The sequence below is a fragment of the Xanthomonas arboricola genome, from assembly GCF_003353015.1.
Classification (GTDB): Bacteria; Pseudomonadota; Gammaproteobacteria; order Xanthomonadales; family Xanthomonadaceae; genus Xanthomonas; species Xanthomonas arboricola_E.
In genome coordinates, this window is record NZ_QREM01000009.1 from 597,745 (window position 1) to 612,755 (window position 15,011).

The following is a 15,011-nucleotide window of genomic DNA, read 5'->3' on the forward strand; positions in this document are numbered from 1 at the left end:
GAAGCAGGGAGTGGGGAATTTCATATTCGGGATCGGATCGCTCCTACCGCAGCGGGCTGTGTCGGCACCATCGCGTGCACCACGTGCTGCGCTGCTGCCGGTGCCAATCCCGAATCCCCAATGCCCAATCCCCGCCCCTCAGACCGCAAACTGTTCGCTGAAGATGCGCTCTTCCAGATTGTGTTCCGGATCGAACAGCAGCGTCACCTGGCGCCGGGTGGATTCGCGGATGGTCACTTCGACCACGTCGCGGATCTCGTGCGAGTCGGCGGTGACGCTGACCGGGCGCTTGTACGGGTCCAGCACGCGGAAGCACACTTCGGTGTCTGCCTTGAGGATGGCGCCGCGCCAGCGACGCGGGCGGTACGGGGCGATCGGCGTCAGCGCCAGCGTGTGCGAGCCCAGCGGCAGGATCGGCCCGTGCGCGGAATAATTGTAGGCGGTGCTGCCGGCCGGCGTGGCGACCATGACCCCGTCGCCGATCAACTCGGCGATGCGGGTCTGGCCATTGAGATCCACGCTCAGGTGCGCGGCCTGGCGGGTCTGCCGCAGCAGCGAGACCTCGTTGTAGGCCAGCGACACCGTGCTGGCACCGGACTCGGTCTGCACCTGCATTTCCAGCGGGCGCAGATGCGCCGGTTCGGCCCGTTGCAGACGTGCGAGCAGGTCGTCCTCGTCGTCGCGGTACTGGTTCATCAGGAACCCGACCGAGCCCAGCTTCATGCCGAACACCGGCTTGCTGGCAGCGCCATGCCGGTGCAGGGTCTGCAGCATGAAACCGTCCCCGCCCAGGGCGCAGACGATGTCGGCGGTGTCCAGCGGATGATCGCCATAACGCTGCACAAGACGCGTGCGCGCGGTCACCGCCGGCTCGGCGTGACTGGCAACAAAGGCAATCCGGGGTGGTGCGGTCATCGTTGACTCCAAAGCATGCGAATCAGCATACCGCAGCGCCGTGGTCGGCTTGTTGGCTGCCCGCCCCGCCCTGGCCTGCACGGCTGCAGCTGCACCACCAGGCGCCGCTGGCATGGCGCAGCACAGCCAGCCAGGCGCCGGCGATAGCGGGCGCGCAATCCCTGCACTGGCCGGTCAGACGCGACCGGGCCACGGCATCAGGCAGTCAATCGCCACGCACGATGGATGCGCGCATGCCGCTCGAAATCCGGGTCGATGGTGCGCGGACTGATTTCCTCGCACTGCGCAAACTCGGCCACCAGGTCCTCGTCCAGCTTGAAGCGACGGAAATTGTTGGAGAAATACAGCACCCCACCCGGCGCCAGCCGCGCCATCGCCGCACGCAGCAGCCGCACGTGCTCGCGCTGGATGTCGAAGTCCTCGGCGCGTGCGGAGTTGGAAAAGGTCGGCGGGTCGCAGAAGATCACGTCGAAATGCGCGCGCTCGGCTTCCAGCCAGGCCAGTGCGTCGGCCTGCACCAACGTGTGCCTGCTGCCGGCCTGGCCGTTCAACGCAAGATTGTCGGCGCACCACTGCAGATAGGTGCCGGACAGATCCACGCTGGTGGTCGAGCTTGCCCCGGCCACCGCCGCTTCCACGCTGGCCACGCCGGTGTAGCAGAACAGGTTGAGGAAGCGCCGCCCCTTCGATTGCGCCGCCATGGTGCCGCGCAACGGGCGATGGTCCAGGAACAGGCCGGTATCCAGGTAATCGAACAGATTCACCCGCAGCAAGGCGCCATGCTCGCGCACGTTGATGAATTCGTTGCGCTGCTCGAAGCGGCCGTACTTGCTGCCGCCCTTGCCGCGCTCGCGCGATTTGAGCGCCACGCGTTCGCCCGGCACCTCGAACACCTCGCGTGCGGCGGCCAGCAGCTCGCCCAGACGGCGGCGCACGTCGGCTTCGGGAATCGTCGCCGGCGCGGCGTATTCCTGCACATGCAGAAACACGCGGCGATCGCCGTCGGCCTGCTGGTACACGTCGATGGCGGCGGAATATTCCGGCAGGTCGGCGTCGTAGGCGCGGAAGCATTCGATGCCTTCGCGTGCGCGCCACTTCTTGAACTTCTGCAGGTTCTTGCGCAGGCGATTGGCGACCATCTGCGCGCCTTCGCTGAGTGCGGTCGGCGCCGCCAGCGGGGTGCGCCGCGGCACCGCGATCGGGTCGCAGACGATCAACGCGCATTCGATCGCGCCATTGAACAGCTGGTACTTCTTGCCCGCGCGCAGGCCGGTGGCATACGCCAGCTCGGCATTGCCGCACAGCAGGCTGGCCCGCCATTGCGGCACGGCACGCTGCAAGGTGTCGCCCAGGCGGCGATACAGCGCCGCATCGGCAGCCAGGCGTTCGTCGTAAGGCGGATTGCACACCACCACGCCGGTGGCCTGCGGCGGGGTCTGCAGATCACCCACCTCGCGCACGCCGAACCAGATCGCCTCGGCCACGCCGGCCACCTGCGCATTCTCCTTCGCAGCGCGGATCGCATGCGGATCCATGTCGCTGCCGTGGATCACCTGCCTGAGCGCGGCGCGGCCGCGACTGTCGCGCTCGCGCGCCTCGCCCACCAGCTGCTGCCAGCCCTCGCGGTCGAAGCCGCGCCAGCGGCTGGGGAGATCGCTGCCATAGCGCTGCAGGCCGGGGGCCACGTCGGCGGCCATCAGCGCGCCTTCGATCAGCAAGGTGCCGCTGCCGCACATCGGATCCAGCAGGCCGCCGCCATCGGCGTAGGCGCGCGGCCAACCGCCGCGCAGCAACACCGCCGCGGCCAGATTCTCCTTCAGCGGCGCATCGTTCTGCGCCATGCGCCAACCGCGCCGATGCAGCGGGCCGCCGCCCAGATCCACCGAAATGGTGGCGCGGCCCTTGCGCAGCGACAGGTTCAAACGCAGATCCGGGCTGTCCACATCCACCGACGGGCGCTCCAGGCCCTGCCGGCGCATGGTGTCGACCACCGCGTCCTTGATCCGCTGCGCCGCGTAACGGGCGTGCGTGATCGCGGTCCCGGAGACATGCGCGTCCACCGACAGCGTGTGGCCGACGGACAGGTGCTCGTCCCACGGCAATTCGGCCACCCCGGCATACAGTGCGTCCTCGTCCGGGCAATCGAACTCGCTCAACGGCCACAGCACCCGGCTGGCCAGCCGCGACCACAGCACGGCGCGCTGCGCATCGCGCAGCTCGCCCTCGACGTTGACGCCGGAGATGGTGGCGGTGGCCTTGCCGGCCCCGAGCGACAGCAGCTCGTCGGCAAGCAGGTATTCCAGGCCCTTGGCACAGGATGCAAAGAATTTCACGTAGGCAGGTATCGATGGAGACGCTGGCCGTGGGGGCGAGCGCGGGAGCAGGACGCTGGGCCGGCGCCCTGGCGGGCAGAGCCGTGGCCGCCGCGGGCGGGGCGCAAATGGTCGGCCATCGGGGCCGGCTTTACCAGCCCGTCGGCCGGATCGCCCGCTGCGCGGTTCACCACGGCGCCAGCCGCCACTGCGCCTGCGCAGTGTCCAGGCGCTGCTGCAGGCCCAGCCGCTGCAGGAAGGCAGCATCGTGCGAGGCGACGATCAGCGCCCCGGGGTAGCTGCACAGCAGCGTCTCGATCGCCTCCACCGAAGCCAGGTCCAGGTGGTTGGTCGGCTCGTCCAGCAACAGCAGTTGCGCCGGCTGCGCCCGGTACAGCGTGCAGGCCAGCGCCGCCTTGAGCCGTTGGCCGCCGCTGAGCTGGCCGCTGGGCAGGTCGGCACGCTGCTGGTCCAGCCCCAGCAGCGCCAGGCGTAGCCGCTGTGCGTGGGCTGGCGCGCCCGGATCTGCATCCTGCAGCTGCGCAGCGGCCGAGCGCGCCGGATCCAGCAGCCCCAGGTGCTGATCCAGATACGCCAGCGGCACATGCACCTGGCAACACCCCGCGCTGGGTTGCAGGCGCCCGGCCAGCAGCTGCAGCAACGACGACTTGCCGCTGCCGTTGGGGCCGACCAGGCCGATCCGCGGCTGCCCATGCAGCAGCAGATCCACCCGCCGCCCGCCCAGCCGTCCGCCGGCCAGCTCCACCTGTTGCAGCGTGGCCAGCTGCCGCGATGCGCCGGCGGGCGATGTCGGCGCCAGGAGCGCGATCGTGGTGTCGTCCTGCACCAGCGCTGCGGCCTCCATGACCGCCTCGCCCAGCCGCGCCTGTTCGGCCTGGCGGTGCTGTTGCAGCCGCCCCGCGCTGACCTGGCTGCGCTGCTTCTGCGCGCCGAGCAGGATCGCGGCCTGGTTGGCCTGCCCTGCAGCACGCGCGCCGCGTGCCTGGCGTTGCTGTTGGCGCTGCTGCTGCTCGCGCAGCGCCTGCTCGCCGCACGCACGCGCCTGTTTGCGCTGGGCCAGCAACGCGCTAGCCGCCTGCTGTTCGATGGCGCGCTGCTGCGCATAGAACGCGTAATTGCCGCCATAGCTGCGCAGTCCCTGCGCAGATAATTCCAGAATGCGCTGCATCGCATCGAGCAGGCTGCGGTCGTGGCTGATCACCAGCAAGCCGCCGCTCCATGCCAGCAATTGATCCATCAGCCGCTGCCGCTGCGGGCCATCCAGGTGATTGCTGGGCTCGTCCAGAATCAACAGCTCCGGCCGGCTCAGGAACGCACCGGCCAGCGCCACGCGCATCGCTTCGCCGCCGCTGAGCTGCGCGGCCGGTGCGTGCGGATCGCGCCCACCCAGGCCTTGCCGTTCGAGTTCTGCGGCAAAGTGCGCATGGGCGGTCCAGCGCTCGCCGACCAGCTCGAAATCGGCAGGCGCAACGCTGCCGGCGGCGATACGGTCCAGCGCATCCAGCAGCGGTGCGACACCGGCCAGGTCGGCAATGCGCTGCCCCGGCGCGACGCGCACGCGCTGCGGCAGGTAGTGCACGCTGCCGTTGCGCACGCAGCGCCCGGCACTGGGCAGCAACTCGCCGGCCAGCAGGCGCGCCAGCACGCTCTTGCCCACCCCATTGCGCCCGACCAGGCCGGTGGCGCGCTGGTCGATGTGGATACTCAGATCGGAAACTAGCGGGCTGCCATCGGGCAGCACATACGCAACGCGTTCCAGCGTCAGCGACGGACAGGTCATACGGATCTCCATTGCATGCCAGCACACGCACCGATCCAGCCGGACCGGCAGCGGGTAAGGCCGTCATCACGACGGCGGCATCAATGGCGCATTGGACCAATCCTCAGACAATGGGCAACCCGGCAGAGTGTAGGTCAGCCTGCGAGGCAGGCCAAATCGCAGGCGTGGCCGCGGTCAAGCGCAGCATGGCGAGCACCGGCATTCACGGCGGTTCACGCTCCTGCAGGCCAGCACCTTGCCGACCTCCTGGCGCCTCCGGAAACCGCGGCGAGCGCTCGCCGGTACGCAATTGCCGGGACCCGGTGTCCCTGCGTCCTCGAGCCCGCGAAAACCGTCCCCTGCCGACCCAGTGCCTGGCGTGGATCACGCCAGTCGCCAGCGGCTGGACTCAACCCAGCCCGAAGGCCGGGTGATAGGCGACATCGGCCAGCGGCAGCAGGCGGTCGCCAAACGCCAGCGCCTGCAGCTCGGATGCCGGGACGCCGGGCAAGGTCAGCCCCGGCTCCACCGCAAAGCCCAGACGCCTGAAAAACGCCGGCTCGCCCAATGCCAGGCAGCCAGCCGCGCCACGCTCGCGCAAGCTGGCCAGCGCCGCCTGCACCAGGCGCGTGCCCAGCCCCTGGCGCTGATGCCCCGGGCCGATCGCCAGCGGCCCCAACGCGTACCAGCCGGGCGAGTCGTCCGACAGCCACACCGGCGATACCGCCAGATGCCCGACCACATACCCGTCGTGGTCGGCCACCAGCGACAACGCCAGCGCGCCGTCGTTGCGCAAGGCGGCGATCACGTGCTGCTCGTCGTGGCGGCTATGTTCGTCGCGCATGAACGCGACCATCGTCAGCAGCTCGATCGCCGCGGCATCGCCATCGCTGGCTTCGCGAATCAGCACGTTCATCGCAGGCCCCGCAGCACGCACACCTTCAACCGGTTGCGCATCACAGGCTCTGCAACAGTTCGGCGAAGGCCCGTGCCGATGCATCCACGTGCGACGCCAGCCGGTGTTCGTCGTCGACCAGCAGCAGGCGCGCATGCCGCGCCTGCGCCCAGGCGATCACCTCGCTGGCCGGAATCAATTCGTCGCGCCAGGCATGCACGATCGAAATCGGCACGCGCGCCGCATCCAGTGCCGGCAACGGCCCCATCCTGGTCGGCGGCACCATCAGGAACAGCCCGCGCGTGGGCACCTGCAACGACACCTGCGCGGCGATATACGAACCCAGGCTGGAACCGACCAGCACCAGCGGGCCCTTGTCGGCCGCCGCACGCGCGATCTCCAGCAGGCGTTGCAGCCGGCCCTGCACATCGCCCAGCGAACTCACCTCGCGGCGTGCGTCCAGATCGGTGTAGTCCGGGCGCTCGTGGGTCCAGCCTAGCTGCGCGGCGACATCGGCCAGGGCGGTGACCTTCAGCGCATCCGGGCCGCTTTCGAAGCCGTGCGACAGGATGCAATGACCGCGGCTCATAGCGCCTGCACCGTATCGCCGAGGCGCAGCACGCCGCCACGCAGGACGCGTGCGCACAGGCCGCCATGACCGCGCATGGCGTTGTAGCCGCCCGCACCCAGCGCGTCCTCCATGCGCGAGCACGGATCGCAGGGATCGGTGCCTTCCAGCTCGACATCGCCGATACGGAAACGCCGCCCCTTCAAGGCGATCAACGGGATACCGGACACCACCAGATTGCGGCGCAAGGTGGCGGGCGCAATCGCGGCGTGGCCGGCCAGCGCCGCGATCACCGGCAGATGCTCGGCCTGGATCAAGGTCACGCCGCGCTTGCCGCTGCCGCCCTTGTAGCGATCGCCGACCAGGCCGACGCCGGTGGTGGCCTGCGCCGCGTCCACCGCGATCATCGCCACGTCGCGCGCGGGACGCACGCCGATCCAGGTCACCTGCCCGGTCTGCGGCAGGGTTGCCATCAATTTGCCCAAGGGGCTGTCGGGATTCAAAGCCATCGGGCAATGCTAGCATCCGCCCCATGTCCGATGCCGTCCTGCCGTCGCCACCGATCACCTACGCGCCGTTGTCCTACGAATCGCGGCTGGCGCGACGCGCGCTCACGCAGATCGACATGGTGGTCATCCATTGCACCGAATTGCCCGACATGGCAATGGCGCGCGAATACGGCGAACGCGTGCTCTACGACAGCGGCACCGGCAACAGCGGGCATTACTACATCGACCGCAACGGCAGCATCCAGCAATACGTCGCGCTGGAGCGCGTGGCCCATCACGTGCGCGGCCACAACCCGCATACGCTGGGCATCGAACTGGTCAACAGCGGCCGTTATCCGCATTGGCTGGACTCGCGCCATCAGTGCATGAGCGAACCGTATCCGCAGGCGCAGATCACTGCGCTGGTCACGCTGCTGCAGTGGCTGCAACAGCAGCTGCCGTCGGTACGCCGCATCGCCGGTCACCAGGCACTGGACACCACCCAGGAAGCGGCCAGCGACGACCCGTCGCGCAAGATCCAGCGCAAGCTCGACCCCGGCCCGCTGTTTCCGTGGCCGCAGATCGAAGCGGCAGTCAGCTGGTCGCACACGCCGCGCTAGCAGCGGCGCAGACACCGCCGTCGACACTGCGTGCCGCCTTCGCGTGTCCGGTGCTCAGCGCTCGGTCGCGCGGTAGGTCTTCTCGCCGGCATTCACTGCCAGGTCCAGGCGATTTTCCGGCGATGCGATCGGGCAGACCACGTGCGGCGTCAGCGCGCAGGGCGGATTCTCGGCCAGATTGAAGTCGAGCACGAGCCGGCCGTCGCGTGGCGCGGCGGTGTAGAGATAACGCGCGCCGCCATAACTTTCCTTGCCGCTGGTGCGATCGGCGAACAGGAAGAACAGGCCCTGCCCGTCGTCGCTGACGATCGGCTGCAAGCGGTACTCCTGCCCATTGCGCGAGAACACCGCCTCGCCCGGCACCTCGACGGTGAGCGGTGTGCCGATCGACGTCAGCAATGTGGTCGTGCGCGGGGTGGGATACGCCTGCCAGCGCGCCTGGATGCGCCAGCGCGGATCGGTCGGAAAATATTCCAGCCCGGCGAAATGGCTCAGCAGCGGCGCTGCCGGGTCGCGGAAACGCCAGCCGAACAAGCTGCCGGTCTGCACCAGATAGAACTGCCGGCCCTCCACCTCCAGGCGATCGCCACGCTGCCCTGCGCGCTCCGGCTCCAGGTGCACGCGATCGATGCGCTGCCCGTTCAGGTACACCGGTGCGGCGGCGGCGGCATCGAAATGCACGCGGCCCTCGCCGTCCAGTGTCAGCTGGCCCAGCTGCGCAGGCCCGGCCGGCAACACCACGTCGCTGCGTGGATCGCTGCCCACCTGGTAGTGGCCTGCACGCACGCGCCCGGAGCCGGTATAGCTCAGCCAACCGTCGGGCGCACGCAGGCGTTGCAGGCGCTCGGCACGTGCACGTTCGAGTTCGCTCTGATACACCGCGTGGCGGTCGCTCTGTCCACGACCGGCGATGCGCGCACCATTGGCGTCGGCGGTCGACCCCGCCGAACAGGCAGCCATCGACACCATCGCGACGCACAACGCGCCGACCTGCAACTGCCACCGCATGAGTCACCCAGCACTGCGAGAAACTGCGCTCCGCGCAGCGAACCTGCGTCCCCACAGGTCACCGTTCCTGGCACCATTGTGCCTGCAATCAGCGGTTGGTCGCGACCGGACGTGTCGAATCCTGCAGCCAGCCACTCCAGGAGCCGGCGTAAACGCGCGCGCCCGACAATCCGGCCACTTCCAGTGCCAGCAGCAGATGGCACGCGGTGACCCCGGAGCCACACATCACCACCGCCTGCTCGGGACGATACGCACCCAGCAGCGCCGACAACTCGGCGCGCAGTTCCTCTGCCGGCTTGAACCGCCCGTCGCGCAGGCTCACGCCCAGGGGGCGACTCACCGCACCGGGCACATGCCCGGCCACCGGATCGACCGGCTCTACCTCGCCGCGAAAATGTTCGCCCGCACGTGCATCCAGCAACCAGCCCGGCGCCTGGTCCAGCCGCGCCAGGATCTGCCCGGCCTCGACCACCGCATTGCTGTCGAAGCTGCCGGGATATGCCGCACCATCGCGCACTGCAGGCAGCTCTGTGCTTTCCGGCAAGCCGGCAGCGCGCCAGGCGGCCAACCCGCCATCGAGCACCGCCACGCGGCGATGCCCCATCAACCGCAGCAGCCACCATGCACGCGCCGCGGCCATGCTGCCGTCGGCGGCGTCGTAGATCACCACTTGGCTGTCCGGGTCGATCCCCCACGCGCCCAGCCGACTGGCAAATGCCGCGCTGGTCGGCAGCGGATGCCGCCCCTGTGCCGGCAGCGACAGATCGGCCAGGTCGTCGTCGAGATCAGCGTAGTGCGCGCCGGGCAGATGCCCCTGCGCATAGGCCTTGCGCGCGGCCTCCGGGTCCGGCGCAGTCGGTGGCGCCGCGCGCGCGTCCAGCAATCGCAACTGCGGATGCGGCAATGCCGCGGCCAGCGTGGCGCTGTCGACCAGCGTGGTCCAGTGGGGCTCAGCACTCATGCAACCTGCTCCAGACGACGACGAAGATTGAGGAGGATGGCCGCGGTGGCACCCCAGATGCGGTGGCCCGGCCAGTCGTATTCCAGCACGCGGCGCGGCCGGCCGCGATACTCCAGCTCCACGCTGCGCAGGTTGCCCGGCTCCATCAGATAGGCCAGCGGCACCTCGAACACCTCGGCCACTTCGTCCGGCTGCGGCACCGCCACGAACGCCGGGTCGATCACCGCCACCACCGGCGTGACGCGAAAACCGCTCACGGTCAGGAACGGATCCAGATAGCCCAGCGCATGCACCTGGCCGGCGCCCAGGGCGATTTCCTCGCAACTCTCGCGCAGGGCCGCAGCGGCCGCATCCGCATCCGACGGCTCGGTCCGTCCACCGGGAAAACTGACCTGGCCGGCATGGTGACGCAGGCTATCGGTGCGCCGGGTCAGCAGCACCATGGTGCCCTGCGCGCGCGGCACCAGACCGCACAGCACTGCGGCCTCGGCGGACGCGCCGCCCTCGGTCAGGTCGATCAATTCGGCATGATTCCAACCCGGCCCGGCGGGCGCGGTGTCCAGCGCATACAACGCACGCTGCAATTGCGCCCATTCGGGCAGCCGCGCGGCCAACGCGCGCGCCGGCAGAACCGTGTGCAGATACTCCTGACGTTCGGCGTCGCTCATACTCATCCAGCGTGCTATTTCATCCAGGCTGCGCAGGCAGCCGACACAGTGCGCCTGCGCGTCCAGCGAACATACACCGATACACGGGCTGGGCAGACCATTGCGGGTCGAATCCGTGTCGCTCATCGCTGGCTCCCGCCGCACCGCATCGTCACGCCGTCCATCCCTCCTCTCGCACAGATCCGCTCGATCCAAACGACAACGCCGGCCTGGTGGCCGGCGTTGTCACAGCAACATCCAGTGCAATTACTTGACGCTGACCAGCTTGATCTCGAACTGCACCGCCACGTTCGGCGGGAACGGGGTGCGTGGGTCGGCACCGTAGGCCTTCTCCGGCGGCAGGGTCACTTCCCACTTGGAGCCGGCCGGCATCTGCAGCAGCGTGTCGCGCATGGCCTGCATTTCGACTTCGCTGACCTTGATGGCCGGGATCTGCTGCGCCGGACGCGCCTTCTCGCGGTCGCCGAACGGGAACGGACCGGCCACTTCCAGCTGCACGGTGCTGGCCTGGGTCGGCTTGGCGCCCTTGCCTGCTTCGATCACGCGGTACTGCACGCCGCTCGGCAGCGTCTGCACGCCGGCGGTGCCCTTGTTCTTGGCCAGGAACTGGTCGCTCTTGGTCTTGTTGGCCGCAGCGGCCTTGTCGTACTCGGCCTTGGCCTGCTGGGCACGGCCCTGCTCACGCTTCTGGAACGCTTCAACGGCCGGCTTCAGCTGGTCGGCAGTGATGGCCGGCTGCTTCTTGGCATAGGCGTCCTGCAGACCCTTTACCACCGAGTTGATGTCGAGCTGCTCGCCGCGACCGGTGAGCTCGGCAAGGTTGTTGCCGTAGTCATAGCCGAAGTAGTAGCTCAACTTGCCCTTCTCGGACGTCGTGTCCTGGGCCAGTGCATTGCCCGTCAGGGCCAGGGCCGCCACAGCGACCGCGATAGAACGCAACTTCATCAAACAATTCTCCAGGGTGGTGGCACAGGACGGGTCTGCCGCCTGAGATGACGCGCTAGGATAGCGGCCGCGATACCGAACCGCTACTTATCACGAAAGCTAGGACCAGCAAGGCTTTCGGAAGTTCCGCCTTTACTAATTTTTTACGTTCGCAAGGATTTCCATGTCCAATCACGTCATCCTGATCGCCGATCACGCCAGTGTACGGACGATCACGGTCAATCGACCGGACAAACTGAACGCCTTGAACCAGGCCACGCTGCGGGCACTGGATCATGCGTTTGCCGAAGCAGCCAGCGCGGACCACATCCGCGTGGTGATCCTGACCGGTGCAGGCCCCAAGGCATTCGTCGCCGGCGCGGACATCGCCGAAATGCGCGAGCTGTCGGCGATGCAGGGCCGTGAGTTCTCGCTGCTGGGCCAGCAGCTGATGCGCCGGATCGAGCGCATGCCCAAGCCGGTGATCGCCATGGTCAACGGCTTTGCGCTGGGCGGCGGGCTGGAGCTGGCAATGGCCTGCCATCTGCGCATTGCCGCATCCACCGCACGCCTGGGGCAGCCGGAGATCAACCTCGGCCTGATCCCCGGTTTCGGCGGCACGCAACGGCTGCTACGGCTGACCGGGCGAGCGGCGGCACTGGAGCTGTGCCTGCTTGGCCTGCCGATCGATGCGTCGCGTGCGCTGCAGCTGGGCCTGGTCAATCGCGTGGTCGAACCGGAGGCACTGCAGGAAGAAACGCTTGCCCTGGCACAGCGCCTGGCCGCCGCCGCACCGCTCGCGCTGCGCGGCATTCTGGATGCGGTGGTGTTCGGTGGCGAGTGCGCCATCGAAGAAGGCCTGCAGCTGGAAACCGCGCAATTTGCGCTGCTGTTTGCCAGCGACGACATGCGCGAAGGCACCGGCGCGTTTCTCGAAAAACGCCCCGCGCACTTTCTCAATCGCTGATCGGCTTGCCATGACGTTCGACCCCAACCCGGCAGCACGTCCCCTGCCGCTCCAGCTGTTCGACTGCGTACACACGGACGATCTCGATCGTGCGTTGGCGCTGGGCTTGATGGAGTACCGCCCCGAACCAGGCGACGACCTGCTGGATCCGGCCTGCCCGCAGCTGCGCGCGGTGCTGCTTGCCGCGCAACAGCGGCTGCGCGATGCCTGGGCCGCGCGCGAACGCTACCGCGCACGCGCTGCGCGCCTGCAACGTCGTGCCGCCGAACGCGATGCACGCCGGACGCCGGCACCGACGCCCAGCCAACCGGCGGCCCCCACATTGCCGCCGCTGGCCGCTGCCATCCTGGCGCGCGCAAAGGCCAAGGCCGCGGGCGGAGCACCGCCATGAACGCGATCCGTCAGGCCCCGCCGGCAAGGCGCGGCAAGCTCATGCGCAAGCCTGAAATACAGGAGATGTTCGCGCGGCTGCGCGAGCTCAATCCGCACCCGACCACCGAGCTGGAATACACCACGCCGTTCGAGTTGCTGATCGCGGTGCTGCTGTCGGCACAGGCCACCGATGTCGGCGTCAACAAGGCCACCCGCAAGCTGTATCCGGTGGCCAGTACCCCGCGCGACATTCTCGATCTCGGCGAAGATGGCCTGAAGCGCTACATCGCCACCATCGGCCTGTTCAATGCCAAAGCCAAGAACGTCATCGCCACCTGCAGGATCCTGCTGGAGCAGTACGGCGGCGAGGTACCGCACGATCGCGCCGCGCTGGAAGCCTTGCCCGGCGTCGGCCGCAAGACCGCCAACGTCGTGCTCAACACGGCGTTCGGCGAGCCCACCATGGCGGTGGACACGCATATCTTCCGCGTCGCCAACCGCACCGGCCTTGCCCCGGGCAAGGACGTGCGCGCGGTCGAGGACACGCTGGTCAAGGTCATTCCTGCCGAGTTCCTGCACGACGCCCACCACTGGCTCATCCTGCATGGCCGCTACGTCTGCAAGGCACGCAAGCCCGACTGCCCAGGCTGCGTGATCCACGACCTATGCCGGTACCGCGACAAGACCCCCGCCCCCGCCGAACGCTCGAAAACCCTCAAAAACTGACGCAGCCCGACTCAACATCGCTGACACGGCCTGGCAGAACCATCGCAACTGCAAGCGCCCAGTCAGGCACCAGTGGCGGAATCAGCACCACCGATCCCGGCTCCTCCGATTCCCCAGTTCCGAATCCCGAATCCCGGCCATAAAAAAATCGCGACCAGATGATGCGTCTTGCGGCGCCATGCATCACCCGGTCACGATAGAGGTCGCCCGGCGCCAGCGCCGGGCGTTTGCAGCGGGCTTACGCCGCCTTGGCTTGTTCGACGCGCTGTTCGACCAGCACGCTTTCCACCGCCGGCTGGCCTTCCACGCGTCGATCCAGCTCGTTCCAGTCCACCACCAGCTCGCAGCCGCGCGAGGCCGCATTCCGGCTCCAGTCGCGCAACAACTCGATGCAGGCGTGGTCGACGTGATGCAGCTTGGCCACGTCTAGATGCAGCGCGGTGTTCGGCGGCACGCTCTCCAGCGTACGCGCCATCGCCGGCACCTTCAGGAAGGTGGCCGAGCCCTGCAGGGTCAGATGCATCTCGTCCTTCTTGTGCTCGTGCTCGCGCACGTCCACCTTCAGGCGCGAAGAATGCAGGGCCAGACGGAACAACGACAGCCCGAAGCCGATCAGCACACCGGTCAGCAGGTCGGTCGCCACGATCGCGAAGGTGGTCGCCAGATAGATCGCCGCGGTGCCACGACCATACGTCGCCAGCTCCTTGACCTGACCGATCTTGATCATCTTCACGCCCGTGTAGACCAGGATGCCGGCCAGGCACGCCACCGGCGTCATCCGCAACAGCCACGGCAGCAGCATCGCGAAGACCAGCAACCAGCCGCCATGCAGCACCGTGGACATGCGCGTGGCCGCTCCGGCCTGCACATTGGCCGCGCTACGCACGATCACGCCGGTCATCGGCAATGCGCCCAGGAAACCGCACAGCATATTGCCCACGCCCTGCGCCGCCAGCTCACGGTCGTACTGCGTCCGCGCGCCCTGATGCATGCGGTCCACCGCCGCCGCCGACAGCAGGGTCTCGGCGCTGGCGATGAAGGCGAAGGTCACCGCCGACACCAGCAAGGTCGCATTGAACACGCCAAAGATGTCCGCCACGCTGGGGATGCTGATCGCCGAGAACAGATTGGTGGGCACATCCACCTTGTTGACGTTCAGGCCCTGCAACTGCACCGTCGCCGTGACCAACACCACCGCGATCAACGCACCCGGCAGGAAGCGCAGACGCTGCGGGCGCAGCTTGTCCCATGCCAGGATGATGCCGATGGTGGCCAGGCCCACGAACAACGCGGTACGGCCGGTGCCTTCGCTGATCGCCTGCCACACCACCGCCGGCAATGCAGCGAAGTTTTCCAGACCGCGCGCCTTGGGAGCGGCATCCATCAGCACATGCGCCTGCGAGGCCACGATCAGGATGCCGATGCCCGACAGCATGCCGGCCACCACGGCCGGCGATGTCATCCGGAACCACACGCCTGCGCGGCACAGGCCGGCGATCAACTGGATCGCACCGGCCACCAGGATCACCGGACCCAGTGCGGCGATGCCGTGCTCGCGGACCAGTTCGAACACCAACACAGCCAGGCCGGCGGCCGGTCCGCTCACCTGCAGAGGAGAGCCCGCCAGGAAGCCGACGACCAGTCCACCGATGATGCCGGTGATCAGGCCTGCGGCCGGCGGCATGCCGGAAGCGATCGCAATGCCCATGCACAACGGGAGTGCGACGAGGAAGACCACGACAGACGACAACAAATCACGTCCGAACAGTCCCTGACGGAAATATCCGCCGATACCTGATGTGTTCAT

Annotated in this window: 16 protein-coding genes; 4 read left to right on the forward strand and 12 right to left on the reverse strand. The window is 68.1% G+C overall.

Features of this window, described 5'->3' with window-relative positions; all coding sequences use genetic code 11:
• Positions 1 to 138 precede the first annotated feature (138 nt).
• From C0541_RS13215 to C0541_RS13245, 7 genes are all read right to left on the reverse strand, one after another.
• Positions 139 to 915 (reverse strand): NAD kinase, encoded by a 777-nt coding sequence (locus C0541_RS13215; protein WP_115048994.1) that lies wholly within the window; start codon positions 913 to 915, stop codon positions 139 to 141.
• 197 nt (positions 916 to 1,112) lie between these two features.
• Positions 1,113 to 3,248 (reverse strand): bifunctional 23S rRNA (guanine(2069)-N(7))-methyltransferase RlmK/23S rRNA (guanine(2445)-N(2))-methyltransferase RlmL, encoded by a 2,136-nt coding sequence (gene rlmKL, locus C0541_RS13220; RefSeq protein WP_115048997.1) that lies wholly within the window; start codon positions 3,246 to 3,248, stop codon positions 1,113 to 1,115.
• On the reverse strand, positions 3,245 to 3,436 hold the full coding sequence (locus C0541_RS21055; RefSeq protein ID WP_115048999.1) for a hypothetical protein: 192 nt from the start codon (positions 3,434 to 3,436) through the stop codon (positions 3,245 to 3,247). Before C0541_RS21055 ends, rlmKL begins: the two co-directional genes overlap by 4 nt.
• Positions 3,415 to 5,028, reverse strand: a complete 1,614-nt coding sequence (locus tag C0541_RS13230; protein ID WP_115050321.1) for an ABC-F family ATP-binding cassette domain-containing protein — start codon at positions 5,026 to 5,028, stop codon at positions 3,415 to 3,417. Before C0541_RS13230 ends, C0541_RS21055 begins: the two co-directional genes overlap by 22 nt.
• A gap of 388 nt (positions 5,029 to 5,416) precedes the next feature.
• Positions 5,417 to 5,923 carry a GNAT family N-acetyltransferase gene (locus C0541_RS13235; protein ID WP_115049001.1) on the reverse strand — a complete coding sequence of 169 codons (507 nt, stop codon included), beginning with the start codon at positions 5,921 to 5,923 and terminating at the stop codon, positions 5,417 to 5,419.
• 40 nt (positions 5,924 to 5,963) lie between these two features.
• Positions 5,964 to 6,491, reverse strand: a complete 528-nt coding sequence (locus C0541_RS13240; protein ID WP_104582788.1) for a YqiA/YcfP family alpha/beta fold hydrolase — start codon at positions 6,489 to 6,491, stop codon at positions 5,964 to 5,966.
• The gene (locus tag C0541_RS13245) at positions 6,488 to 6,979 is read right to left on the reverse strand and encodes an MOSC domain-containing protein (RefSeq protein WP_115049003.1); all 492 of its coding nucleotides are present in this window, start codon (positions 6,977 to 6,979) and stop codon (positions 6,488 to 6,490) included. Before C0541_RS13245 ends, C0541_RS13240 begins: the two co-directional genes overlap by 4 nt.
• Before the next feature lie 23 nt (positions 6,980 to 7,002).
• Here C0541_RS13245 and C0541_RS13250 point away from each other — a divergent pair, with 23 nt between their 5' ends.
• The gene (locus tag C0541_RS13250) at positions 7,003 to 7,578 is read left to right on the forward strand and encodes an N-acetylmuramoyl-L-alanine amidase (RefSeq protein WP_115049005.1); all 576 of its coding nucleotides are present in this window, start codon (positions 7,003 to 7,005) and stop codon (positions 7,576 to 7,578) included.
• Between the two features lie 54 nt (positions 7,579 to 7,632).
• Here the strand turns inward: C0541_RS13250 and C0541_RS13255 are convergent, their stop codons facing one another.
• The 4 genes from C0541_RS13255 to C0541_RS13270 all read right to left on the reverse strand — a co-directional run bounded on the left by C0541_RS13255 (position 7,633) and on the right by C0541_RS13270 (position 11,160).
• Positions 7,633 to 8,586, reverse strand: coding sequence for a DUF1684 domain-containing protein (locus tag C0541_RS13255; RefSeq protein ID WP_115049007.1), 954 nt, complete (start codon positions 8,584 to 8,586; stop codon positions 7,633 to 7,635).
• An 88-nt stretch (positions 8,587 to 8,674) separates the two neighbouring features.
• The gene (locus C0541_RS13260) at positions 8,675 to 9,547 is read right to left on the reverse strand and encodes a sulfurtransferase (RefSeq protein WP_115049008.1); all 873 of its coding nucleotides are present in this window, start codon (positions 9,545 to 9,547) and stop codon (positions 8,675 to 8,677) included.
• Positions 9,544 to 10,341 carry a CoA pyrophosphatase gene (locus C0541_RS13265; protein WP_115049010.1) on the reverse strand — a complete coding sequence of 266 codons (798 nt, stop codon included), beginning with the start codon at positions 10,339 to 10,341 and terminating at the stop codon, positions 9,544 to 9,546. The genes C0541_RS13260 and C0541_RS13265 overlap by 4 nt, the downstream gene beginning before the upstream one ends.
• Positions 10,342 to 10,461: 120 nt before the next feature.
• On the reverse strand, positions 10,462 to 11,160 hold the full coding sequence (locus C0541_RS13270; RefSeq protein WP_016902469.1) for an FKBP-type peptidyl-prolyl cis-trans isomerase N-terminal domain-containing protein: 699 nt from the start codon (positions 11,158 to 11,160) through the stop codon (positions 10,462 to 10,464).
• Between the two features lie 163 nt (positions 11,161 to 11,323).
• Between C0541_RS13270 and C0541_RS13275 the strand changes: the two genes are divergently transcribed.
• Genes C0541_RS13275 through nth form a run of 3 tightly spaced genes read left to right on the forward strand, consistent with a single transcriptional unit; the run spans position 11,324 to position 13,204 of the window.
• A complete protein-coding gene (locus C0541_RS13275; protein WP_115049012.1) occupies positions 11,324 to 12,106 on the forward strand; it encodes an enoyl-CoA hydratase-related protein in 783 nt (260 codons plus the stop codon).
• 10 nt (positions 12,107 to 12,116) lie between these two features.
• The gene (locus C0541_RS13280) at positions 12,117 to 12,497 is read left to right on the forward strand and encodes a hypothetical protein (RefSeq protein WP_115049014.1); all 381 of its coding nucleotides are present in this window, start codon (positions 12,117 to 12,119) and stop codon (positions 12,495 to 12,497) included.
• Positions 12,494 to 13,204, forward strand: coding sequence for an endonuclease III (gene nth, locus C0541_RS13285; protein WP_115049016.1), 711 nt, complete (start codon positions 12,494 to 12,496; stop codon positions 13,202 to 13,204). The genes C0541_RS13280 and nth overlap by 4 nt, the downstream gene beginning before the upstream one ends.
• Before the next feature lie 238 nt (positions 13,205 to 13,442).
• Here the strand turns inward: nth and C0541_RS13290 are convergent, their stop codons facing one another.
• Positions 13,443 to 15,011, reverse strand: coding sequence for a SulP family inorganic anion transporter (locus C0541_RS13290; RefSeq protein ID WP_115049018.1), 1,569 nt, complete (start codon positions 15,009 to 15,011; stop codon positions 13,443 to 13,445).

Bases quoted from the DNA above. Each gene is read 5' to 3' on its own strand.
- C0541_RS13270 (WP_016902469.1), bottom strand. From the start codon at position 11,160: ATGAAGTTGCGTTCTATCGCGGTCGCTGTGGCGGCCCTGGCCCTGACG.
- C0541_RS13235 (WP_115049001.1), bottom strand. From the start codon at position 5,923: ATGAACGTGCTGATTCGCGAAGCCAGCGATGGCGATGCCGCGGCGATC.
- C0541_RS13245 (WP_115049003.1), bottom strand. From the start codon at position 6,979: ATGGCTTTGAATCCCGACAGCCCCTTGGGCAAATTGATGGCAACCCTG.
- C0541_RS13265 (WP_115049010.1), bottom strand. From the start codon at position 10,341: ATGAGCGACACGGATTCGACCCGCAATGGTCTGCCCAGCCCGTGTATC.
- C0541_RS13255 (WP_115049007.1), bottom strand. From the start codon at position 8,586: ATGCGGTGGCAGTTGCAGGTCGGCGCGTTGTGCGTCGCGATGGTGTCG.
- C0541_RS13230 (WP_115050321.1), bottom strand. From the start codon at position 5,028: ATGACCTGTCCGTCGCTGACGCTGGAACGCGTTGCGTATGTGCTGCCC.
- C0541_RS13260 (WP_115049008.1), bottom strand. From the start codon at position 9,547: ATGAGTGCTGAGCCCCACTGGACCACGCTGGTCGACAGCGCCACGCTG.
- C0541_RS13290 (WP_115049018.1), bottom strand. From the start codon at position 15,011: ATGAACACATCAGGTATCGGCGGATATTTCCGTCAGGGACTGTTCGGA.
- C0541_RS13275 (WP_115049012.1), top strand. From the start codon at position 11,324: ATGTCCAATCACGTCATCCTGATCGCCGATCACGCCAGTGTACGGACG.
- C0541_RS13280 (WP_115049014.1), top strand. From the start codon at position 12,117: ATGACGTTCGACCCCAACCCGGCAGCACGTCCCCTGCCGCTCCAGCTG.
- C0541_RS13215 (WP_115048994.1), bottom strand. From the start codon at position 915: ATGACCGCACCACCCCGGATTGCCTTTGTTGCCAGTCACGCCGAGCCG.
- C0541_RS13240 (WP_104582788.1), bottom strand. From the start codon at position 6,491: ATGAGCCGCGGTCATTGCATCCTGTCGCACGGCTTCGAAAGCGGCCCG.
- nth (WP_115049016.1), top strand. From the start codon at position 12,494: ATGAACGCGATCCGTCAGGCCCCGCCGGCAAGGCGCGGCAAGCTCATG.
- C0541_RS13250 (WP_115049005.1), top strand. From the start codon at position 7,003: ATGTCCGATGCCGTCCTGCCGTCGCCACCGATCACCTACGCGCCGTTG.